General features: G+C 38.3%; 19 protein-coding genes, 1 tRNA gene, 3 pseudogenes and 1 riboswitch. Of the genes and pseudogenes, 12 read left to right on the forward strand and 11 right to left on the reverse strand.

Features of this window, described 5'->3' with window-relative positions; translation table 11 throughout:
* Positions 1-54 precede the first annotated feature (54 nt).
* The 3 genes from HLH14_RS10400 to HLH14_RS10410 all read left to right on the forward strand — a co-directional run bounded on the left by HLH14_RS10400 (position 55) and on the right by HLH14_RS10410 (position 2,046).
* Complete coding sequence (locus HLH14_RS10400; protein WP_067724153.1) at positions 55-753, forward strand: exonuclease domain-containing protein; 699 nt, start codon at positions 55-57, stop codon at positions 751-753.
* Positions 754-840: 87 nt separating this feature from the next.
* Positions 841-1,482, forward strand: coding sequence for a hypothetical protein (locus HLH14_RS10405; protein WP_067724152.1), 642 nt, complete (start codon positions 841-843; stop codon positions 1,480-1,482).
* A gap of 213 nt (positions 1,483-1,695) precedes the next feature.
* Positions 1,696-2,046 carry a hypothetical protein gene (locus HLH14_RS10410; protein WP_067724151.1) on the forward strand — a complete coding sequence of 117 codons (351 nt, stop codon included), beginning with the start codon at positions 1,696-1,698 and terminating at the stop codon, positions 2,044-2,046.
* A gap of 183 nt (positions 2,047-2,229) precedes the next feature.
* On the opposite strand, the gene HLH14_RS10415 is transcribed toward HLH14_RS10410, so the two are convergent.
* A complete protein-coding gene (locus HLH14_RS10415) occupies positions 2,230-2,448 on the reverse strand; it encodes a hypothetical protein (RefSeq protein ID WP_067724150.1) in 219 nt (72 codons plus the stop codon).
* A gap of 552 nt (positions 2,449-3,000) precedes the next feature.
* Here HLH14_RS10415 and HLH14_RS10420 point away from each other — a divergent pair.
* Positions 3,001-3,549: a serine O-acetyltransferase gene (locus tag HLH14_RS10420; RefSeq protein WP_067724149.1), complete on the forward strand. Its 549-nt coding sequence runs from the start codon at positions 3,001-3,003 to the stop codon at positions 3,547-3,549.
* A 245-nt stretch (positions 3,550-3,794) separates the two neighbouring features.
* Here HLH14_RS10420 and HLH14_RS10425 read toward each other — a convergent pair whose 3' ends face one another.
* The 3 genes and pseudogenes from HLH14_RS10425 to HLH14_RS16200 form a co-directional block, all read right to left on the reverse strand.
* Positions 3,795-5,420 (reverse strand): ShlB/FhaC/HecB family hemolysin secretion/activation protein, encoded by a 1,626-nt coding sequence (locus tag HLH14_RS10425; protein ID WP_228139733.1) that lies wholly within the window; start codon positions 5,418-5,420, stop codon positions 3,795-3,797.
* Between the two features lie 346 nt (positions 5,421-5,766).
* The gene (locus HLH14_RS10430) at positions 5,767-6,912 is read right to left on the reverse strand and encodes a two-partner secretion domain-containing protein (protein ID WP_328703814.1); all 1,146 of its coding nucleotides are present in this window, start codon (positions 6,910-6,912) and stop codon (positions 5,767-5,769) included.
* 57 nt (positions 6,913-6,969) lie between these two features.
* A pseudogene (locus HLH14_RS16200) lies at positions 6,970-7,071 on the reverse strand (ESPR domain-containing protein); the annotation flags it as partial.
* Between the two features lie 1,658 nt (positions 7,072-8,729).
* Between HLH14_RS16200 and HLH14_RS16250 the strand changes: the two are divergent.
* A pseudogene (locus HLH14_RS16250) lies at positions 8,730-8,897 on the forward strand (epoxyqueuosine reductase QueH); the annotation flags it as partial.
* Position 8,898: 1 nt separating this feature from the next.
* On the opposite strand, the gene HLH14_RS10435 reads toward HLH14_RS16250, so the two are convergent.
* From HLH14_RS10435 to HLH14_RS10465, 7 genes and pseudogenes are all read right to left on the reverse strand, one after another.
* A complete protein-coding gene (locus HLH14_RS10435; protein WP_067724146.1) occupies positions 8,899-10,296 on the reverse strand; it encodes a methylenetetrahydrofolate reductase C-terminal domain-containing protein in 1,398 nt (465 codons plus the stop codon).
* Between the two features lie 120 nt (positions 10,297-10,416).
* The gene (locus HLH14_RS10440; RefSeq protein ID WP_171533039.1) at positions 10,417-11,550 is read right to left on the reverse strand and encodes a 5-methyltetrahydropteroyltriglutamate--homocysteine S-methyltransferase; all 1,134 of its coding nucleotides are present in this window, start codon (positions 11,548-11,550) and stop codon (positions 10,417-10,419) included.
* A 232-nt stretch (positions 11,551-11,782) separates the two neighbouring features.
* The gene (locus HLH14_RS16205) at positions 11,783-12,613 is read right to left on the reverse strand and encodes a YadA C-terminal domain-containing protein (protein WP_171533040.1); all 831 of its coding nucleotides are present in this window, start codon (positions 12,611-12,613) and stop codon (positions 11,783-11,785) included.
* Positions 12,600-13,013 (reverse strand): hypothetical protein, encoded by a 414-nt coding sequence (locus HLH14_RS10450; protein ID WP_171533041.1) that lies wholly within the window; start codon positions 13,011-13,013, stop codon positions 12,600-12,602. Before HLH14_RS10450 ends, HLH14_RS16205 begins: the two co-directional genes overlap by 14 nt.
* A 90-nt stretch (positions 13,014-13,103) precedes the next feature.
* Positions 13,104-13,250 (reverse strand): annotated as a pseudogene (locus HLH14_RS16255) (hypothetical protein); the annotation flags it as partial.
* A gap of 126 nt (positions 13,251-13,376) precedes the next feature.
* Positions 13,377-13,527, reverse strand: a riboswitch (cobalamin riboswitch).
* Between the two features lie 103 nt (positions 13,528-13,630).
* Positions 13,631-13,846, reverse strand: coding sequence for an Arm DNA-binding domain-containing protein (locus HLH14_RS16260; RefSeq protein WP_171533081.1), 216 nt, complete (start codon positions 13,844-13,846; stop codon positions 13,631-13,633).
* Positions 13,847-14,081: 235 nt separating this feature from the next.
* Positions 14,082-14,157, reverse strand: a tRNA-Arg gene (locus tag HLH14_RS10465).
* A gap of 178 nt (positions 14,158-14,335) precedes the next feature.
* On the opposite strand from HLH14_RS10465, the gene HLH14_RS10470 reads away from it, so the two are divergent.
* The 7 genes from HLH14_RS10470 to HLH14_RS10500 all read left to right on the forward strand — a co-directional run bounded on the left by HLH14_RS10470 (position 14,336) and on the right by HLH14_RS10500 (position 22,354).
* On the forward strand, positions 14,336-15,271 hold the full coding sequence (locus tag HLH14_RS10470; RefSeq protein WP_086192208.1) for an ABC transporter ATP-binding protein: 936 nt from the start codon (positions 14,336-14,338) through the stop codon (positions 15,269-15,271).
* A complete protein-coding gene (locus HLH14_RS10475; RefSeq protein ID WP_171533043.1) occupies positions 15,268-16,041 on the forward strand; it encodes an ABC transporter permease in 774 nt (257 codons plus the stop codon). Before HLH14_RS10470 ends, HLH14_RS10475 begins: the two co-directional genes overlap by 4 nt.
* On the forward strand, positions 16,041-16,856 hold the full coding sequence (queF, locus tag HLH14_RS10480) for an NADPH-dependent 7-cyano-7-deazaguanine reductase QueF (RefSeq protein WP_171533044.1): 816 nt from the start codon (positions 16,041-16,043) through the stop codon (positions 16,854-16,856). The genes HLH14_RS10475 and queF overlap by 1 nt, the downstream gene beginning before the upstream one ends.
* A 26-nt stretch (positions 16,857-16,882) precedes the next feature.
* The gene (locus HLH14_RS10485; protein ID WP_131270095.1) at positions 16,883-17,533 is read left to right on the forward strand and encodes a hypothetical protein; all 651 of its coding nucleotides are present in this window, start codon (positions 16,883-16,885) and stop codon (positions 17,531-17,533) included.
* A gap of 974 nt (positions 17,534-18,507) precedes the next feature.
* A complete protein-coding gene (mltB, locus tag HLH14_RS10490) occupies positions 18,508-19,509 on the forward strand; it encodes a lytic murein transglycosylase B (RefSeq protein ID WP_171533045.1) in 1,002 nt (333 codons plus the stop codon).
* Between the two features lie 286 nt (positions 19,510-19,795).
* Complete coding sequence (locus tag HLH14_RS10495; RefSeq protein ID WP_067724135.1) at positions 19,796-20,404, forward strand: septal ring lytic transglycosylase RlpA family protein; 609 nt, start codon at positions 19,796-19,798, stop codon at positions 20,402-20,404.
* Between the two features lie 216 nt (positions 20,405-20,620).
* Complete coding sequence (locus HLH14_RS10500) at positions 20,621-22,354, forward strand: amidohydrolase (RefSeq protein ID WP_378320637.1); 1,734 nt, start codon at positions 20,621-20,623, stop codon at positions 22,352-22,354.
* The last annotated feature ends 142 nt before the right edge of the window (positions 22,355-22,496 follow it).

Consider the following 22,496-nt stretch of genomic DNA (forward strand, 5'->3'; position numbering starts at 1 on the left):
GCATTTGAAAGTGTTAAATTTATTCAAACTTCCGCTACAGTTATGGACCAGGTCATGCAAGCAATTATTCTCGATACAGAAACCCATACACTAAATGGACAGCCGATTGAGATTGCCTATGCACCGGTTCAAATCAATGAAGGTAAACTGACCCTCGATAAGACCCAAATTTTTGACCAGCTGTATAGTGTAGATGAACCCATTTCTTATGCGGCAATGGCGGTACATCATATTTTAGAGTCTGAGTTAGTCGATCAGCCCCACTATACGACCTTCACCCTGCCAAGCGATACCACTTACATTATTGGTCACAACATTGATTACGATATTCGCGCACTTGAAAAATGTGGTGTAGATTCTAAAAATATTAAAGCCATTTGTACCCTTGCCCTTGCCCGTTTAGTCTGGCCAGATGCTGAAGCACATAATATTTCTGCGCTCATTTATATGATTACCAAAGGCAGTGCAAAAGCCCGCGATATGATTAAAAAAGCACATCGTGCCGATATGGATATTATTTTAACCGCAAATATTTTGATGCATGAAATCCATCATCTGAAAATTCAAAGTATTGAAGAACTTTATCAAGCATCTGAAGATGCACGTATTCCACGTAGCATTAATTTTGGTAAACACCGTGGCACTGCCATTACTGATTTACCCGCAGACTATATGCAGTGGCTGCTTCGTCAAGAAGACCTAGACCCTTACCTACGTAAGGCAATCGAAAATGCAAAGATCGTGACCTTATAATCTTTTGATTTGTAATATTTTTACATATTATTGTCATTATTACTGAATACAATCTGCCTTAATTTATTTTGGAGAGTAAATTAAGGCATGTCTCAATATCATAAAACCGACTTAGGCATTGAAAGTTTAAAACAGCGTTCAATGGATTTGAATGCTCGCCAACGTAGACTTTTACTCCTCATTGGAACAGAAGATTTCAATCTCCTCAACGAACAATTTAAACATCGTATTGCACCGGTAGAATTACTCGAACAATTGGTTGAGATGGGTTTAATTGCTTGTTCTAACGTTGAGCAAATTCAAACAACAGTTTCTTCACCTGTGGTGAATAGTGAAATTGAAACCAGCCTCTCAACTCAAACCACCACAATACTTGCTGAGAAGTTTGCTGAACCGATTACGACTACTGCTGCTATCACACCCTCTATTTCAAGCATAGCTGAGCCTATTTCTCAGGTAACAAAATCACAAAATGAAATACAAATGATTATCGAAGCTTTAGACTTCGAAGAAGTAAAACAATTAATGACACATCTTCTACAACAAAACTGCGGGCTAATGGCAAAACAACTGACTACTCGGATTCAACAAACCCAAGATTTACGCAGTTTAAAACTGTGTCAGATGCAATGGATTACAGAATTACAAGAAAGTCGTATTCCCGCCGATGAGTTGAATCAATGTTTAAAGCAAATCAATTTCTCTCTACAAAAGCTAAATGCTTCATAAAATTTAAGAGGATTTTTCTGTTTGATGATTCATTTCAGGTCTTAGCTAGATGACTGTGTTGATCTTTTCTTATTATAAAACAATGATATTAAGATCATCGCAATCACATTATACGAAGCAAAAGCTAAAAGAATCCCTCTAAATACGACCTTTGCTCAATGGCGAATATCTTCCAAAACCCCCATATAGTAGGTATTTCAGGGGGAATTCATTATGACATCTCTACATTATTTAGAATTTCATTCAGCTGACAATCCCATGTACTTAAAAAAAGTAGGCAATTGGGTGCTGACATTTTTAAATTCTAAAGATGAATCGACCAACATCCAGCTTGCCATTACCAGTGTATTGCCTCGCCAAGTGAGTGAAAACCTGCAACCTGTTCGAGTCCTCATTCATAACACAGAAGTTGAGAATCGCTGGTTGATCCAGCAGATCGAATGTTATGACAGCGCACAAGGTAAAGATGAACAATTTAGCTGTAATGATGAAACTGGAATTAAAGTCATTCAAAGCATTATTCAAGAATTTGATAAATATGATGTCGAAGTAAATTTATTATAAATTTTAGCCCTTGGCTCACTTCGGTGGGCTTTTTTTATTTTAAATCATTGAGCGTTAATAACACTTAAGCAACTAGAAACCACTTATCTATACTTAGGCGCATTAAAAAACTCACCCTGTCGGTGAGTTTTTTAATATCTGATACTTTTATTTGAATAAACTCTATATTTAACCATATTTGCATTACTCAATAATGCGATAAATACTGTCTGAATTGCGACTCTCAAAAAGCAATTCAATACTGGGTTGAATCATTTCACCATCTACAACAATATGTTCAATTCTTTGAAATATTGATAGTTTATTCGACTCAGCATTCTCAGGAAGATCTCGAAGTAATGCATGTACTTCATGTACCTTACTAAACTGGTCTTTTACCTTCACCTCAATCATTTGAGTCATGGAGGCTCACTTCCTATTTGATTTAATGAACCTTTTTATAGCATATGTTCTGTCATAGACATTGCTTGGAGATGTTAGATTTTTTGGCAATGTAACTTTTTATAATCAGATACATGACATCTATTTTAAATTATGCAGACAAAAAGCTAGAGATAACTCAAAACAGTACCCTTTCCGCACTACACGCCTAGACTCGCTAAAATTTAAATCATAAAAAATCTTTTGGATTTAAAAATAAGAAAGCCCGCATTTCTGCGGGCTTTTATGTTGGAAGGCTAGTGCTGATTTCTTGTTCAACCCTAAGGTTGTAAACTCAACGAGCTGTCATTGATCCGTCCAACTACTTTGTAGCGTCATCTAAGACCTACTGTAGTTTTACTATAAGCGTATACAATTTTTCTGGCAAGTCCCGTTAACACTCTAAAGTAATTGGATAAAAAAAATACTATTGATAGTTTTCAATTTTAGTAGATCATTGCAGGCATCAGCCTATAGATCATTCTTCAGTTGAATCGAGTAAAATTGCACAGCATTTTTGACGAGCCTGACGCAATGTTAGTTCTATTGATTTTAAGCGACTTATATCGATATTGTGGCAACACAAAATTCAGTTCATTTATTAAAAACTACTTTTTTAATCGTGGCTTTAATTTCAGTTTTTGGCTTCGTTTAGCTGGCTCAAAATCGATTATTGCGAAATTTGCTTATCCGATTTTTTATTATAAAAATAAAAAATACGGTATCGATATTCATTGCACCACAAAAATCGGTTATGGACTCTATATCGGTCATGGCGGACCGCTTGTGATCAATCCCACCACGATTATTAGCAACAACGTCAATCTTTCACAATACATGACCATTGGTGCAAACGGTGGCAGTCAAGCAGCTGTAATTGGTGACAATGTTTATATTGGACCCAATGTCTGTGTGATTGACAATGTGCATATTGGAAACAATGTAACGATTGGTGCAGGTAGTGTGGTGACGAAAGATATTCCTGAAAATGCAACTGCAGTCGGCAACTATGCGAAAGTGATTAATTACAACAACGCAGGAAAATCAGTAAATAGACGCTGGCCTCTAAATTTAGCGCAATAAAAAGAGGACTTTTGCCCTCTTTTCTCAATATTTGGTGTACCCAGCAGGACTCGAACCCACGCCAAAAACCTTTATTTATAAACCTTTAATACATGTTGATAATTTCATGTATTCTCATTTATAAATATTCCTATATCATTTATCCATTATTTTACAATTTATTTAATCGAAATAGAAAAGCTCATATATCAAAAGTTTTAATCTGATTTTCACCGTATTATGACAGCATTTAAATAATACTGAGCTTAAAACGTTTTTCTTAAATTTAACCAGTACTGATTATTATCACGGTCACTCAATTGACTTGGGGTACTGCCAATTGGAAAACCCACTTCAGCATTGGCTTGAATATTCCAGACACTACTCCAGTTCAAACCCAGACCTGCACTACTAATTCGCGCGGTATTGTCACCCGTTACACCTATCCAAGGCTCAGCATTCAGGGTCACATCTGCTGTATCCACAAAGATTTTAGCCCCAATCTGATGTTTATCATTGCTAAAAAGTGACTGGCGAAGCTCTACTGTAGCAAAGTAACCTGATGAGCCGGAAAATTGGCTAGACTCATAGCCACGTACATTGAACGGTCCGCCACTTGAATATTGCTCCGCACTATCAAGATTATAAGGACTGTATTGACCATATATAGCAACATAGCCTTGCGTACCCTTGTTACCCAAGCTCTGTAAACGGGAAAGATTCAAACTGGCGGTATAAAAGTCACCTTGGGTATTGGCTGTTTGTGCATCTACACTAGCTGTATCTGCGTCTTTAAATTTCACACGACCATAGCTTGTAGAGGCACCTAATTGGGTTAATCCTCCACCTGCGAATTGGTCATAGTGAGAACTCTCTAAACGTGCGGTAATCAAATCAATATCTCGATGTCTGAAATTTTGATTCAACTTGATATCATCCTCAAGTTGTTTATGATCATATTGCAAAGTCACCAATACCTCTGAGGTATTACTCAATAAAGCAGGCTGTGAAATCCAGACACTACTTTGTGCCGCATTTCCTTCAACACCTAAAACTTTTAATTCCTTACCCAGCTCATAATCTAAATAGGAATAGCTGGCACCGAGTCGTGTGCCCATACCAGTAAAGGTAAATACATATCCCACTTTACCGTAATTCAAACGTTGCCCTGAAGTTAGCCCCTCAAAACTGAGTTCATCGCCTAAACCTGCCAGATTATTTAAAACAATACCTGCACTGAGTCTGGCTCGATTGGTATAAGGGCTGCCATAATTATCTGCACCGACATAACCACTTAGCATTGAATCATCTTGTACATCTACAGTAAGTTGACTACTGCCTGGGGTTTCCCCAGGGCCAAGCACATTAGAGCTATACACTCCACTCAGTCGATTGATTAACTTCAGTTGCTGTTCTAGAGTCTGGTTATCAATTTGCTCACCTTTTTTTAGCGGAGCTACTGTTGCATGGATTAACCAGTCTTGTGTACGGCTTTTATTATTTACAACAGTTTGCTCATAACGAGCTTCCAAAACAGCAATTCGGACTTTTCCATCCTCCAAGGTCTGTTCTGGCAAGTAGGCATAACTATAAATATAACCGTGATTGTAATAATACTGAGTGATGCGTTGCACAACAGCATTAAGCTGTGACAGGCTGATTCGGCGTCCTTCAACTTCTGCTACCAAAGCATGTAAGCCTGCGTTACTGAAGCGAGTATTTCCTTCAATACTTATTTGACTGATGTCAATCTGTACGTGTGAATCTTCAAGTGTAAATGGAGAGTCAAGATTTTCAATATCTACATCCGCCTGTGGAGCAGACAATTTCTCTCGTTGCTGTTGTTGTAATAATTGACCAGAATTTGGAATAACTTCTGCTTTTATGTTCATTGAACATATACTTATTGAAAGCGCAAGTAAGGTATATGGATATCTCATGAGTTAATGTCCGCCCATTAAAATTAGAATTTTTGGCATCCTTCACCACGGTTTATTACTTTTTTAGATTTAATTCTAAAGCTTATTGTATCCAAAATGGATACTCTCTATCTGAATCTGAAAGCTTATTTATCCAAAATGAATACCATGATTATCTAAACAATATCTCCTGAAATCTAATTAAGATTTTCAGGAGACATATGTCCTATAACTTAATCATTGTTATTTAGAATCCATCCCAGCATCAACTTTCACTGCTACCAGGATGAATTCACGATTTGTTCTGCCACCAAGTTCACTAGTCATTAGTTACTTGATTCTGGATTTCCATTACCAGTCCTGGATTGCCATTGCCATTACCAGATCCTGGATAGCCATTACCATTACCAGATCCTGGATAGCCATTACCATTACCATTACCAGATCCTGGATAGCCATTACCATTACCAGATCCTGGATAGCCATTGCCATTACCGGATCCTGGATAGCCATTGCCATTACCGGATCCTGGATAGCCATTACCATTACCAGATCCTGGATAGCCATTGCCATTACCGGATCCTGGATAGCCATTGCCATTACCAGATCCTGGATAGCCATTGCCATTACCAGATCCTGGATAGCCATTGCCATTACCCGGTCCTGTACTCACTAAGGTAATTCTACCTTGGTTATTCAGGCTAATTCTATTGGCTCGAATAACCCCACTATTGTTGACCACAGCTCTTCTTAGACGATTTTGCTCTAAGCCAGTTAAATATACAGAGCCATTATTAGCAACGATAGTTCCCCTATTATTAACCAAAGACTGTAATGCTCCTCGATCGATCTGATATCGGGTTAAACTACCGTTTTGCAGAGCCAAGGTCACTTGAGTAGCGCTGGTTAGAAGTGTTCTGCCATTAGGGGTACGAATGGTACCACTGTTGATGACCCGAGGGGCTATCAATGCGACTGTTCCACCTGACCGTGTAGTAATACTACCTTGGTTTTCTACCGTCGCTCTGCTATTGGCTGCACCACTTAAAGTATATCTTCCAGTTCGCAAGCTATTTTGCAGATTACGATCGTTAATATTCAGAGTGGAAGCCACAATCCCCCCCACATTCACCTGAGCTGTTCTAGAAAACACCACTCCGTTTGGATTCAATAAAAAGACCTGACCGTTAGAATTTAAACGCCCAGCGATTTCTGATGCATTTCTATCACGGACTTGGTTAACTGCGACTGAAGACCGGTTAGGCTGTCTAAAATTTACTGTAGCATTTCTACCAATATCAAAAGTATTCCACCTAGCACTCATATTTTGGCTTCTTTGATTGATATTTAAGGTATTGCCACTTCTAGCCACCTGGGCATTACCAGAGGTAATGTTACCGCCTGTAGGTAAGGCATTAGGTGCTGGGGCAGCCTGGATAGACAGGGGTAACAGGGCAGAACTCACGAATAACAAAGCAGCACCGATCTTCTGACCTAAGTGACTTTGATGGTCAGTGATAGAAGTAGAACTCTGGCTACTCTTCTGATGGCTTTTGGCTAGCTCTGATACAGCTTGCCAGCACGATAACTGCTTATTCCATATTCTTTTATAAATTTTATTCATTTTACACCTCCAACATATAAATAGGAGTAAGTAAATTCAATATCAAATATTACTACTCACTATGTCTTAAACCATGCTGACAAATCAACATGGGTCAAAATGAAAGGCTATTTTGATATCTTTCTTAAATAGAATATAAAATGGCATTATTAAAACCATTTTTATAGAATCCAAAACTATTATCCAAAAAATGAATAACCTTATTATTTTGATCATTCTATTCCTCTACTTAAAAACCCAGTCACAAGCTTAAAGAGTGAAAGCTAGTAACCACCAACAGTTATAATATTAAAAAATTAAAAAAACATGATAGATTAAATGATTTAATTATTACTTTTGTTAATTTCAAAATAACCATTTATTTTTTAAACATTTTTTTAAAAAATAAAGAGAAAAAATTTCATTATGAGAAATAAATAATAATAAAAGATCTTATTTTTTAGAGACTTGTTTATTTTACTGGGAATTTGAAGACCTTCATGCTGCAACTCATCGAGCTTATCAAAAAAATAAAAACCATTAAAAACAATATTTTGTAAAAAATTATCGATTCAACCAAAAGGATAAATATCTGATTTTTATATGTAAAAAAAAATAAAAATCAATAAATTTTCATTCGAAATATATAGTAATAAAGTGGATTAATAACAAAAAAAATAATCAATTATTAAAAAATAAAATTAAATAAAATATACATTCTTAATCTTATAAAAGAATAATACAATATAAAGAATAACTCACCAATAAACTAATACAAAAATTAATAACACTCTCACTTAAGACCAGTTAAAAATTATTTAAAAAAATAAAAACTCAATAACTTTTTTATTTTATTCATTATTTCTTAATTATCTAATTTTTTTAAAAACAATTTCAAATAATCTATTTTACTCCCTCATACAATATAGAACTTGAAAATTAATTTTTATACTCATCCAAAATGTCATTTTATAGAGTTTATGGAAAGGCTATGGCTTAAATTTCAGTGTTATTTAGAAAAACTGACTGCTGCTCTATAAAAATAGATGATGCAAAATAATATTTTTACTCGTTTTTTATTTGATATTTCAACTTAAATGTTTAGACTTGTTGGTAATGTAATTTATTCATACTATTACCTTTTGTACTTAAACCATTTACTTTTGTACTTAAACCTTTGATTGTAACTTTGGAATAATATTAGAGAAATAGAGAGTTTCTCTTCGCTATGATGTTTTGTAAATCGCATTCACGAGATACTCCTAGTCAGCTCCCCCTTCTCCAGTAATCTTAATAGAAATTATTTTCTAATTAAAAAACTGATTCATGATTTTGCAAAAGTAAGAGAAAAAGGTTACCCAAGTTTGAAACTTCAATTTTTATAAAGACTTCCTTGTGTCATTACTTAACTTGATGTTTTAGCCGATGATTCCTTAACTTGAATAGTTGGTTTAAACAGGATTCGGGTTACATGGAAAAAGTTTCATCTCACCTACCATATTTTCTAGCATTAAAACTCTACAATAATTGGTTTAAATTTTTTAAATATTCACTAGGTCTAAGTTCGAGCGCCCCCTACCTGAAGATCACGATAAATCCTCTTTCACACCTGCTGTGCACCCTGCTCAGGCGAAGTCATCATCTGTATCGCATAGCTATTAGAACTCTAACTGGCGTAGGCTGTACGTATGCTTGAAATTAGTAAAAAGGAAGAATTCTACCAGCAAGAATACTACGGCTATGTGTATTCGTTACTTAACACCAACCTTTAGCACATGAGCAATGGTCGTGACCGTATCAAATTGGTCGTAAAATTCTATTTCTATGCTATGGATGATGAAAACTGATTTAAACCGCTTTCTTCAAATACCAGTTTTTCCATGAACTGCTGCCACGCACTTCGATCGGCACAGTTGGAATTAAGTTGTCTTTTAAAATTTTCGTTTGATTCACGGCCTTGGCAAGACGTGCTTTAACTGAATGAATGCACTCCCGATCGCCAAATTCACAACGATCCAAGGTCGTTCCACCACAAGGACCATTGGCAAGTCCTTTGGGACAGGTTTCTGGGCAAATATATAGAGTATCGCCTAGTCGGCATTGGCCACAGCTTTCACAGCCCACCACCCCATGTTTGCTGACAAATTCAGTTTTTAACAGAGCTTTTGCTGCCAATGCACCATTCCAAAAACGTGACTGGAAAATAAAGCGTCCAACGCCTTTTGCGACTTTCGATTCAAACAGCGCATCATGCATGAGGTGCAATTGCTGATATTTCAAAATCTGAGTGGCGCTTGCAGGGCGTGAATAATAACTGAGTTCAGGATAAAACTCCTGACCTGTTTTCACTTGCCAAAGTGTATTCCACAGCAGCTCAAGTGCATCCAAATCGAGATGACGATATTCTTCAATATAACTTTCCAATAGCATTTGTTCTTCAGGCTTATGACATGCCGAAAGATGAATGCCCGCCAAACCTAAATGCTTGCAGATTAAAATTTGCAACGCACAGCGTAGATACACCCGATCCGTCAGCCCTGATTCTTTTTCTTCGCGTAGTACATTGAGCATATGTGAGGTAATCACGATGCCCGCGACTTGATGTTTCACCATGAAATTGGCGCGAGCCAAAGTCAAAGGCATGACACAGGCAAGTAATTTTTGAGGATAGCCATGTTGCGTTAAAAATGCTTTTACTTCTTTTAAAGCGGACAAGTCATAACCCAGTTGGGTAATGATGTAATCCGCGCCTGCTTTCATCTTTTTATACAGTTTGAAATACTGGGCATCGCGTTCTGCTTCTGCATATTTAAACGGATTAAATGCCACCCCGATACAAAAACCGCCACGTTGTTTTGCTGCCATAACAGCATTCACAGATTCCAGATAACGTGTTCTTTTCGTTATATCATCCTGACCATATTGATGACTTTTAAGCTTATCGCCTGTGAGTAATAATAAATTTTGCAGTCCAACGGCTTGGGCTTCATTTAAAAAATGCTCAAAATCAGCAATATCTCGCCCCTTACCAGCAAAGTGCAAAACTTTTTTGACAGATTTTGGATATGCTTGAGCCGCTAAAAGTGGTGCAAGATCATCATCACTGTGTACCCGATCCGCCAAGGTCATCAGCGCAGGAAAGCCTGCAAATTCAGTTTTTACCGGCAGGATCTCTTTCATTGAGCAGAGATATTCCACCAAAACACAAAACTGATTTTGAGTAAAACAAGTCGAAAGTTGAGACATAAAGGAGAAGTGATCCAAAGGATCAAACAGACTAAAACCCAATTATAGTGAAGATTCGTTGAAAGTGCATCTGATGCCACCCGATTTGGCAGCATCAGAAGATATACCTAAAAGTAGGACTTAACCCCAAACGTCCTGTGCAATCTCATTCATCAGCTTTAACTTTTTCCACTGCGTGTCATAGGAAATACGGTTGCCTTCTTCCATTGAAGCAAAACCACTTTGTGGACAAAGCCCCAATTGCTCAAGCGGTAGATACTCTGACGCTTGGTGAATTTTGGCAATTACTTGGGCTTTATCTTCAACCGTCTCAAGCTTGGTCGAAATCAAACCTAAAAAGACTTCAGCATTGGTGCCCTGTAATTTTGCCAAAGGCTCAAAGCTACCTGCGCGCTCGGTGTCAAATTCCAACAGGTAACGATCAATATTGTGTAATTTCTCAAAAATAAAACTCTCGATTGCCGCATAGCCACCTTGATACAACCAGCTCGATAAGAAATTACCGCGGTCAATGTGTAACGCAATGATGAGATCTTCAGGCTTGTTGGCTAATGCTATATTTAAGGTCTGAACGGCTAAATCGGCTAATTCATCAGGATTCATGCCCGATGCACGTTCTTTGGCACGTTGCTCTGCATCGCACAGATACGCCCAAAAGCCATCATTGATCTGAATATAGCGGCAACCTTGATTATATAAAGCTTGAATCGCTTTCTGATAAGCCTGTCCTAAATCCTCAACATATTCACCCAAACGATCGGCATAATGACGGTTATTGCGCAAATGCGGATACAACATCGTATTGGGGCTTGGCATGGTGAATTTTGCTGTGGCAAAACCATCAATCGCCTGATGTAAAAAACGATAATGCGCAAGGCTTGGATGATCTTCTGGAAAATCAATTTTTCCAGTCACACGAACATCATAAGCTTTAGTAATAACATCTTTAAACTGTAAGCCATCACGGGTTTTATAGCCTTGAATGCCTTCAAACTGTTCAAGAAAATCATAATGCCACCAACCACGGCGAAAGTCACCATCGGTCATAATGGTACAGTCATTGTCCAGCTGAATATCAATCAGGTTGTGAATTTCAGCATCTGCTACTTGGCGTAATGTTTCTTGATAAATCACACGATCAGCAAAATCATAGCGGGCTTTTTTCAGTTTTAATGGTCTTAAAAAGCTCCCGACATGCTCTACCTTGTTATTGGCGTATTGGTTTTTTGCTGCTTGGCTCGTGTTGCTCTTCATAAATGTCGTCATTTTCAATGTAGTGTGAATTGAATCGGACTATGTAGACAATGTCGAATTTATCTTTTGTAGCGCTGAATTAATGAATAGTGATATGCATCATGAGCTTATGTATTTTCGTGCCTGTTATTTAATATATTTACTGAAGTTAGCTCACTGTTAGGTGAATTTATTTCATGTTTTATCTCATAAAAAAGCCAGATGATCACTCATCTGGCTTTTCGTTTTGCAATTAGTTAAACGTCCAACCGAAACCAACATCACCTGATGCTTTGTCTTGGCTGTTATATGATGTGCCTACTTTTACCGATGCTTTACCTTGCATAAAGTTATGTACTACACCCATAGAGATTGCACTTTCACCGCCATTAAAGCCCATTGCCATACCCATCGAAGTACGACCAGCAACAGTTGGTTGTGGTAATAAAGCAATCGCACTTGCTATACCAGCATCCGCACGTTTACGATTTTCATCCATCTTTTTATTTAACTTATTCATACGATTGGTTACAGATGGCATAAAGTCAGACATGCTTTGTTGTAGACTCTCAATAGAAGCAGTATTTTCTTCGATCTGTGTGGTATGTCCAACAACAGTCTCCGATACGCCATCTAAGCGCTCATTGGTTTTGGCAATATTCGCTGTATTCGTTTTGATATCAGCTGCATTGGTATTAATATCAGCAGGATGCGTTTTTAACAGTTCATCAGCCACATCTAGACGTTTAGCTTGGGTATTTACCTGTTGCTGAGTAAGTGAACTCGCACCTGTTTCATTCAACTCTTTCGAAACTTTTTGTGCATCACTGTATAAAGTCGCGTATTGCTGTTTCAATGTTTGCAGCATGGTATTATCAACACCACCTGCCACATTCACTATACGGCGTGCAAATTCACTATTTTTTTGTGTAGAGCCAACAGAAACGACTCCACGTGTCACATCATCGTTGGTCACAGCTGTAAGATAAGCCACAGTATTGGCAGTATACTTTTCTGCTCGAGAATCAGTTCCTAGTGCAACAGATAAATCACCATTTGCAATGGTTCGGTTACCTACTGCCACACTGTCCTTTGCAACCGCAGAGATGCGCCAACAGAGACTGAATTTGCCCCTCTTGCACTTGAGTAGTTACCAATGGCAACAGATTCAGCGCCTGCAGATTCAGCATATAGCCTACTGCCACTGATCGTTTACCTGTTGATCGTGCAATACCGCCCATCACAATAGATTCTTCACCCGTGGCTTTGGTCGAGTTACCAATGGCAACGGTATCTTTACCTTTGGCTTCAGTGGTGCCATTACCCCCGATTGCAACAGCATTTTCACCAGTTGCTTTGGTGCGTAAACCCAATGCCACAGCACCTGTTCCACTCGCAACAGAATAATTACCAATTGCGGTTGCGGCACCTTGTGGACTGCCCACAATTGTTCCTGTTGCTTGAGCACCGCAGCCTAATGCCAAGTCACCCAGTACATTACCTTTTGCACCTTCACCGAGTGCAATTGAGCCACCTTTAGCTGAACTATTTTCACCAATGGCAATTGAGGCATTGATTTTGGCTTGAGCAGTATTACCAATGGCAATGGATTTTGCCGTTTCAGCAACAGCATGATCGCCCTGAACAATTTCAGCGGCAGATAAAAAAAAGGAGAGACAGCAATAAAAGAAGCAAGAAAAGTTTTTTTGAAATGACGCAATGACCTAACCGCACACCCCGTGCAAATGAATGGCGATGGATAATGCGCAGGCAAAATGCGGGTATGCCAAATCAAATTCGAACAGTCAAATGTAATCACAGCAACCCCATAAAATGCCCACCGCATTATGTTGGACTTGCTTCAGGCCGGTCTCTGGACTTAAGTTATAATAACTATTCACCGTTGCGGGGGCAGTGTTAGCTTCAAACCATTGTAGGTGGGAATGACTTCCCAATTTCACTTCTCGTAATGGAAGTACCTGTAGGTACGCGCAGCAGTAAGAGCAAGTTACAATTAAGTCAACTGAATCACAAAAAACAATTGAATATTAAAAATATTATCTAAGGCAAAATGTGCTTGTTCACGTACCCTTTAATTTTTCTAATGCTGGACGATATTTGATGAAATTAATTTTCTATACTCAGCTCGTTTTTCTCTTGCCTCTGCAATTGAAATTTCATAATAAGTACCAAAAAAAATACTATTACGTTTAACATTGATCAGTCTGATAAAGTCAAAACGCCAAAAAGCACAGCCCTTTTTATCAATAACAAAAAATAGACCCTTACCGTCAGCGAGTTTAGTTAAAGGGTTAATTTTGTATTTTTATGCTTATTAATCTCAGATTTGAAATGCTTATTCATTAGATTTATTACAAGCTTTGGTATTTTTTACGGTAACTCATTTTTAAGAATTTAGAATTACAGCAATACTTATCGTAAAAATTTACGATAACTTAGGAAATCACTCGAACGCCTTGGAACAATATTAAAAGTTAAACCCTTTATTATCAATATATTTGGGATTATTTAAGATACTACAGGAAGAAAAATGGTGCGCTCAGCGGGACTCGAACCCACGCCACAGGCTTCGGAGACCTGTACTCTATCCAGTTGAGCTATGAGCGCGCGTGCACATCATAACAAAAAAAACCATAAGGTAAAGCAACTATATAGAAGTCTTCATTTTTAGTGCTTAGACTTTAAACAATGTTCCATAATTGCAACATAGAATTCCTCCTTATTTACTTGGTTTATTAGCAAAGATCACTCACAATACTCATACTATTCACCATGTGAGAACTTCATGACTGATGCATTGACCTTGAGAGACGTATCTAAAACTTACCGAAATGGTTTTCAAGCACTGAAAGGTATCAACTTAACTGTACCTGAAGGTGAGTTTTATGCACTCCTCGGACCCAATGGCGCAGGTAAATCAACCACGATCAGTATCATTAGCTCACTCACCAAAAAAACATCAGGTACGGTTGAGATTTTCGGGCACAATTTAGATACGCATCCTTCCGAAGCCAAACAATGTTTAGGTGTCGTACCGCAAGAATTTAACTTCGGTCAATTTGAAAAAACCTTTGATATTTTAGTGACCCAAGCCGGTTATTACGGCATTCCAAAAAAAATTGCTGAACAACGGGCGGAGCAATATTTAGAAAAACTCGGTCTTTGGGATAAACGTGCTATTCAAGGCCGCATGCTTTCTGGCGGTATGAAACGTCGTTTAATGATTGCTCGTGCCATGATGCATCAACCTAAACTGCTGATTCTAGATGAACCGACTGCTGGCGTAGACATTGAACTACGTCGTTCAATGTGGGACTTCCTCACCGAAATGAATGAAAAAGGCACTTCCATTATTCTCACCACGCATTATTTAGAAGAAGCTGAAATGCTCTGTCGTCGGATCGCCATTATTGACCGCGGTGTGATTAAAGAAGATACCAGCATGAAATCTTTCTTAAATCAGCTGAGTGAAGAATCCTTTATTTTTGATTTGGTTGAACCGATTCAACCCGTCAATATTGACATTATTGGTGTGCGTTTTAATTTAATCGATCCTGTTACCTTAGCAGTGACTATGGACAAGGCACATACATTGAATGAACTGTTCCAACTTTTGGAAGCACAAGGTATTCAAGTGCGTAGCATGCGTAATAAATCGAATCGCCTAGAAGAACTGTTTGTGAAAATGGTTGAAAAAAATCTTGAAGGAGCTGCGCAATGAACTTTAATCAATTAAGTGTTGCGCTCTATACCCTGGTTCATAAAGAAGTGCGTCGCTTCATGCGCATTTGGCCACAAACGCTGTTACCACCTGCCATCACCATGAGTTTGTACTTCGTGATTTTTGGTAATCTGGTCGGTTCACGCATTGGTGAAATGGGCGGCTTTAGCTACATGCAGTTTATTGTGCCCGGCCTGATTATGATGGCAGTGATCACCAACAGCTATGCCAACGTATCTTCCAGTTTCTTTAGCGCAAAATTTCAAAAAAGCATTGAAGAACTGATTATGAGTCCTGTGCCACTGCATATGATTCTTTGGGGCTATGTGATTGGTGGTGTGTGCCGTGGAGTCTTGGTCGGTATTATTGTAACTGCCATGAGTCTGTTCTTTACCGACTTATATATCACCAACTGGTTTGTGACTATATATACCGTTTTAATTACCTCATTATTATTTTCACTCGGTGGGCTAATTAATGCGGTTTATGCGAAATCTTTTGACGATATTTCGATTATTCCAACTTTTGTACTGACTCCACTCACCTATTTAGGTGGTGTATTCTATGCCATTAGTGCTTTAAGTCCGTTTTGGCAAAATCTCTCTTTAATTAACCCGATCGTATATATGGTCAATGCCTTCCGTTTCGGCATTTTAGGTCATAGTGATGTCAATGTTTCAGTTTCATTGAGCGTCATTACCTTATGTTGCGTTGCGCTTTATGGCATAGCTTACTATTTACTTTCTCGTGGTTCAGGAATGCGTGAATAATGAGTGTAGAACATTCTCTATTAGGTAAAGACACCAATTATCCAACAGAATATCAACCCGATATTCTGTTTCCAATTTCACGTGCGCAAGCGCGTGAAAAATATGCCCATGTTGAAGGCATTCAACAAGGTAAAGACTGGTGGCATGTTTTTGAAATTTCCTGGTTAAATGCAGCTGGCATACCACAGGTTGCAATTGGTCGCATTACCTTACCGGCATCTTCGCCTAACCTTATCGAATCAAAATCATTAAAGCTCTACTTTAATAGTATGAACTTTAGCAAATTCGATTCAAAAGACGCTTTTATTGCGACGGTTGAGAAAGATTTATCCGCAGCGGCAGGTGCGCCGATTACCCTGACTTTATTTCAGGCAGATGATCTGGATATTTCTAAACCTGAAGGAATCTGTATTGATGATTTAAGCCCAGAACGCTTAGAGAACCATCCCGATGCAACTTTATTAAAATTAGATCCAGAAAATAGTGACGAAGTCGAAATTCAACTGTATTCACATTTACTACGCAGTAACTGTCCAGTTACTGGCCAGCCTGATTGGGGCACAGTTTTTATTCGATATCAGGGTAAAAAACCTTGTTATCGCAGTATTTTAGCTTATATTATTTCTTACCGTCAGCATAATGGTTTCCATGAACAATGCGTGGAACAGATGTTTGCCGACATCTGGCAAAACCTTGCTCCAGAAAAGTTGATGGTATATGCAACTTATACACGTCGTGGTGGATTAGACATCAACCCTTGCCGTGTATCGGATGCGACATGGATGCCTCGCCCCATTCGTTTGGCGCGACAATAAAATGAAGAACATTGAGGTTTTTTAACATGCCATTTTTTGGGTTTATTCCTTCTGAAGAATTATTAACCAGTATTCAAACAGCTCAGGAAAAGAAAAATTCCAGCGAACCGCTTTACCCTTTACGCGACAAAACAGCATTACTTATTAATGAAGAAATCATTGATAGTATTTTGACTGAACTTGTGCGTCGTTTTCCGGCCAGTGATAAACGTGATACTGCTGAAAAACTTGCGGGTTATATCAAATCAACTGTTGCTGTTTTATTGAAACAGTTGATGAGTAAATCTCCAAATGATGTGGTCAAGCAATCGATTGAGTTTTCTGAAAAAAGCTTATTTAAAGATGCGGAAGGTAACTTCCGTGTAGGCGAACTTTTGGATGCAAGTTTGGTGACCAATCTTAAGCATAGTTATGCGGAAATTAAAGCCGGCAATGAAGTCAATAAGGCGGCGCTCACTGAATCGTATAAGCAATTTGCTGAAGCGACCGTGCGTCATTTTATGAGTGACTTTAATAAGACCTTGGATTTAGGCATGATCAAGCGTAAGGCTGCGGATCTGGGTTCTGCTGCAGTGACTAAAGCAGTCCATATGGCAGTGGATAAAATCATTCCGAATTTGAATAAAGCCGAGCTTCTAGCACTTGCGGAATACCACGATACTTTATTTCATGTTTAAATTTCATGCTTGAGCATTTTTAAAATATCAAAACCTAGCCATGGCTAGGTTTTTTTATGGCAAGATTTCGCTCTCAACTAATAAGCAAAATGAATGAATCAATACCGCCTTTAAGGATATTCATCTTGATCAAGTATTACAGATTGGCTGTGTATTACCTTGATTTCAGAAACAGGACTTTCATTAGTTCCCTACTCCTTCCATTTTTATGTAAATAATTTTTATATAATAATTTCCATATAAAGTGATGAGGGAAATTAAATCCTGCCAAATCTTATTCTTTATACTCTTTTGTCCAGCCCTGAATTTTTATCCATGTCATCTTTATAGCAGTACTAATAAAGAAAAAGGTTAATAGATGAACTTGTATGATTTGCGTTTTGCAGGGCGATTTTCGAATTTTTAAATAATGATCAAGGACAATCAGTCCTCGCTATGTTTTTGCCTTTATATGGGCTTTTTTTTAGCTCGGGCACAAAAGGCTATAAGAGCACATTATTTTGCATCACCGCTAAATATCGGATGATTTGCTCGCAACAAGTCCCTGTTCAGCAGCGCAATATATTGTGATGTATTTTCAACCAAACACCGCTTGAGAAAGCACAATTGCTGCTAAATTTCTTACCCTAAGCCTAGATAGACCGTATCATTGCGAACGATAGAAAAGACCAGGCTTGATCAGCTAAAACAGGCAGATGATCTTTTATTATTTATTGTCCCTCAACTGACAATAGTAAAGCATAGCCAAGAAAACCGGTCTCAAATACGCGGATTTAAGCGCAGATCCACGATCTTTGTCTTTTTTTGTATACGTACTTGTTGATGCAGCGCTGGTCAATGTTATCTTAAGCCTTAATAGAAATTCTGTTACCTTTCATGCGATAGATTTTCAGTCATTCGGTCTGAAATGACAGTTTTTAGCGTCGTGATGTCAATTGATACACACTGATTATGTTTTTGGAACTTTGAGTAATATGTTAAATATCAACTTTTATAACAAAATTAAACGTCTTCCTTTACTTCTCGGTGCACTTTCCATCACCAGTTTCTGCCAAGCCAATGATTTTTATAATCATCCTGCATATAACAGCTTCAAGCAAAAAACCATGCAAACTTATGGCTTAAGTGCCGAACAAGTCGACTGGGCCATGAACGGCTCAAAAAACCTTCCCAATATTATTAATATCATGAACCGTCCAGGTGAAAGTAAGCCTTGGTACCAATATAAAACCAACTTTATGGCTGAAAGTACCATTCAACGCGGGGTGCGTTTTAAAAATCAATATGCCGACACTTTAAACCGTGCTGAACAACAGTTTGGTGTACCTCAATCGGTGATTTTAGGTGTTTTAGGTGTAGAAACAGGTTTCGGTACCAATAAAGGCAATTTTGTCACTCGTGATGCATTGGCAACTTTAGGTTTTGGTTATGAACGCCGGGCACAATATTTTCAAGATGAACTCTCTGCACTGATTGCATGGTCATATAAAGATGGTGTTCCAACCAACTCAGTGACAGGTTCTTATGCAGGTGCAATCGGCTACCCTCAATTTATGCCAAGTAACATTCCCAAGCTAGGCGTTGACTATGATGCTGACGGGCATATCGACCTTAGAAATTCAGCGGTAGATGCGATTGGTTCGATTGCCAATTATTTGTCCCAACATGGCTGGCAACGCAATCAACCGATTGGCTTTGCTGCACGCTATATAGGAAATAATCCAGAATCGATTATCGCCAAAGATTTAGAACAACCAACACCTTATGGAGTCTTAAAGAATCAAGGTGTTACACCGACAAATCCGATTGTGAAAATAGATGATCTCGATATGGTGAATGTTATTCAGCTTCAAGACAGCTATGCACCAATTTATTATTTGACTTACCCAAATTTTCAAGTGATTACGACTTATAACAAGAGCCGTATGTATGCCACCGCGGTATGGCAATTAGGTACTGAAATTGCCAGTCGCTAAGACTGGTTTTTACTCAAAACAACCAAAGTCAAGGTTTTTTTATGTAAAATAGCGCACAAAACGGACATTTTAAATAAAATGTTACAATATTGATTATTTTTTAACCGAAAAATGTTATATTTCTGTCCTTTTTGTAATATTTTCAATTAAAGAGTAGACAGCTTTAGCATGGCATGAATATTATCCATTTCGTCAAATGTAGTTGCAAAAGAGAATTAACAGACTGGATTGCTTATATTTCAAGCTTTTAAATGAAATTAAGTCAATGGTCTTTAGGAGTTTAATAATGCATTCATCGATTAAATATATTTTAGCTTTAAGTACCACTTTTGCCCTGAGTCAGTCTCAAGCGGAATTGGTTCAGTCATCATTTAATACAGATCATGACAACTCTCGTTTAGCCACGCGTGTGCTAAATAAAGACGCTCAAAAGTTCAATTCACACTTCTCAAATTTAAATAGTCTTTCAATCACTGAGCGTTCTGGCGATAAAATCCGTCGTCAAACCATTGCAGCAAAAATTGAAATTCCTGAAGACGAGCCTTCAGTGATTGAAAAGCTAAACACTGTTGCATCAAATACAGTTCGTAAATTTAGCCAAACTGGTGCAGCATCTTGGTACGGTCGCCAGTTTCATGGTCGTAAAACGGCAAGTGGTGAAACATTCGATATGAATGGACTCACTGCAGCTCACCGTAGCCTGCCATTGAACTGTTATATTCGCGTAACGAATAAAACCAATGGTAAGAGTGTAGTTGTGAAAGTGAATGATCGTGGTCCATTCCATGGCAACCGAGTTCTAGACTTGTCTTATGGCGCTGCGAAACAGTTAGGTATTACTAACGCAGGTACTGCGAAAGTAAATATTGAACGTGTTGATGGTCCAAATTCATAAGATAATGCTAGCCTCCTAATACATTTGACTTAAAAGCCACGTAAAGTGGCTTTTTTAATGTCTGAAAAAACTTTGTTTTAAGCATCCTCTTAGTGTTTAATAAATACAGCATATAAATAACAATAAGAGTTGAGGATGAACACATTGTTGAAAATCCAAAAGCGCCCTACACATAACTTGATAGCCAAATGCATCATTTCATCACTACCCCTCACTATGCTTGTTGCATGTTCAAATTTAACTACAGCACAACATAAACCTGTTCAAGAAAAAGCGTCAAATACATTATTGGTTTATGGCGGTCCCATTTTGACCATGGAGGGAATGCAACCCACTTATGTCGAAGCATTACTGATTCAAGCAGGTCATATCCAGTTTAGTGGAAAACTTGAACAAGCACGCAAAATTTCCCCTCGAGCACAGCAGCTCAATTTAGAACAACGTACAGTTATCCCGGGTATCATCGATGCACATAGTCATGTCAACAGTGTCGGCTTACAACAAACGGTTGCGAATCTCTACTCTCCCCCAGATGGAGCAGTGACTGATATCCACTCGCTAATTGTTGTCATGAAAAGCTGGCAGCAGCAAAATCCTGAATTTATTCAGGCTACATCCGGCTGGATTATGGGCAATGGTTATGACGATGCCCAATTAAAAGAAAAACGTCATCCAACGGCAACAGAACTGGATCAAATCTCTAAAGATCAGCCAGTCTTAATTTTGCATCAATCTGGACATCTAGCATCGGTCAATCATAAAGCTTTAGAAATACTCAACATCAATGCAAAAACACCCAATCCATCCGGTGGCGTGATTCGTCGGATGAACGACTCCATGGAGCCAAATGGTGTGCTTGAAGAAAGTGTTGTTTTTAGTGCCATGATGCAAGCTTTTAAAAATGTCCCACCTGATGTTATGGAGAAAATGGCGCTCAGGGCTATTCAGACTTATGTCCAAAATGGTTACACAACCGTTCAGGAAGGTCGTGCGGATGCTGGAACAAGTGAATTGTGGCGAAATTTAGCCAAACAAGGAAAATTACCGATTGATCTGGTGTCTTACCCCGACATTAATAATGAAAAAGAATACATGCTTAAACATGGCACGAGTCGCAACTATGATCATCATTTTCGCATAGGCGGCGTTAAAATGAGTTTGGATGGCTCACCTCAAGGCAAAACGGCTTGGCTAACTCAACCCTATTTAATTCCACCAGAAGGAAAACCAAAAACCTATTCAGGCTACCCTGCCTTTCCTGAAAACAAAACGGTACAAGATGCAATTAATTTAGCCTTTGAACACAAATGGCAAATACTGGCCCATGCCAATGGTGATGCTGCAATTGACCAATATTTAAATGATATTGATACCGCAACCAAGCACTATCCAAAATTAGACCGACGTAATGTCATTATTCATGCACAAACTATGCGTGAAGATCAGTTAGACAAAGCTAAATCTCTCGAACTCATTCCATCCTTCTTTTCATTACATACCTATTATTGGGGCGACTGGCACAGAGAAGAAACACTGGGCGTAGAACGGGCAAATCGTATTTCACCAACAGGTTCTGCTTTACGCAAAGGCATTTTGTTTACCGAACATCATGATGCCCCTGTTATTCCACCTCGTAGCATGATGACTCTGGATACCACTGTAAACCGTGTCACACGCAGTGGCAAAATACTGGGTGCTGAACAACGCGTCAGCCCTTATATTGCATTAAAGTCGCTCACAGACTGGGCTGCTTATCAATATTTTGAAGAAAATAGTAAAGGAACCCTAAGCAAAGGAAAACTGGCTGATTTTGTCATTTTAAGTGACAACCCACTCACTATCCCGAGTAGCAAAATTAAAGATATACAAATATTAGCCACCTACAAAGAAGGTCAACAGATTTATCAAAACCCAAAGCTAAAAGCCCTAGAACTAAAAACATCACCATAAAATTATGGTATCGCAAGTTCTTTAATGGGTTATTCAGCTAAATTAAACTGAATAACTAAAACCAATTACTGGATACTTTGACCCGCTCTTGGTTCTGGTTTATATTTTATTTAAATAAAAATAAGTCTATGGATCCTACATC

Source organism: Acinetobacter terrae (assembly GCF_013004375.1).
GTDB lineage: Bacteria > Pseudomonadota > Gammaproteobacteria > Pseudomonadales > Moraxellaceae > Acinetobacter > Acinetobacter terrae.

Coding starts and splice junctions, on each gene's coding strand:
- HLH14_RS10400 (WP_067724153.1), top strand. CDS start 55: ATGCAAGCAATTATTCTCGATACAGAAACCCATACACTAAATGGACAG.
- HLH14_RS10405 (WP_067724152.1), top strand. CDS start 841: ATGTCTCAATATCATAAAACCGACTTAGGCATTGAAAGTTTAAAACAG.
- HLH14_RS10410 (WP_067724151.1), top strand. CDS start 1,696: ATGACATCTCTACATTATTTAGAATTTCATTCAGCTGACAATCCCATG.
- HLH14_RS10415 (WP_067724150.1), bottom strand. CDS start 2,448: ATGACTCAAATGATTGAGGTGAAGGTAAAAGACCAGTTTAGTAAGGTA.
- HLH14_RS10420 (WP_067724149.1), top strand. CDS start 3,001: ATGTTAGTTCTATTGATTTTAAGCGACTTATATCGATATTGTGGCAAC.
- HLH14_RS10425 (WP_228139733.1), bottom strand. CDS start 5,420: ATGAACATAAAAGCAGAAGTTATTCCAAATTCTGGTCAATTATTACAA.
- HLH14_RS10435 (WP_067724146.1), bottom strand. CDS start 10,296: ATGTCTCAACTTTCGACTTGTTTTACTCAAAATCAGTTTTGTGTTTTG.
- HLH14_RS10440 (WP_171533039.1), bottom strand. CDS start 11,550: ATGAAGAGCAACACGAGCCAAGCAGCAAAAAACCAATACGCCAATAAC.
- HLH14_RS10470 (WP_086192208.1), top strand. CDS start 14,336: ATGACTGATGCATTGACCTTGAGAGACGTATCTAAAACTTACCGAAAT.
- HLH14_RS10475 (WP_171533043.1), top strand. CDS start 15,268: ATGAACTTTAATCAATTAAGTGTTGCGCTCTATACCCTGGTTCATAAA.
- queF (WP_171533044.1), top strand. CDS start 16,041: ATGAGTGTAGAACATTCTCTATTAGGTAAAGACACCAATTATCCAACA.
- HLH14_RS10485 (WP_131270095.1), top strand. CDS start 16,883: ATGCCATTTTTTGGGTTTATTCCTTCTGAAGAATTATTAACCAGTATT.
- mltB (WP_171533045.1), top strand. CDS start 18,508: ATGTTAAATATCAACTTTTATAACAAAATTAAACGTCTTCCTTTACTT.
- HLH14_RS10495 (WP_067724135.1), top strand. CDS start 19,796: ATGCATTCATCGATTAAATATATTTTAGCTTTAAGTACCACTTTTGCC.
- HLH14_RS10500 (WP_378320637.1), top strand. CDS start 20,621: ATGCTTGTTGCATGTTCAAATTTAACTACAGCACAACATAAACCTGTT.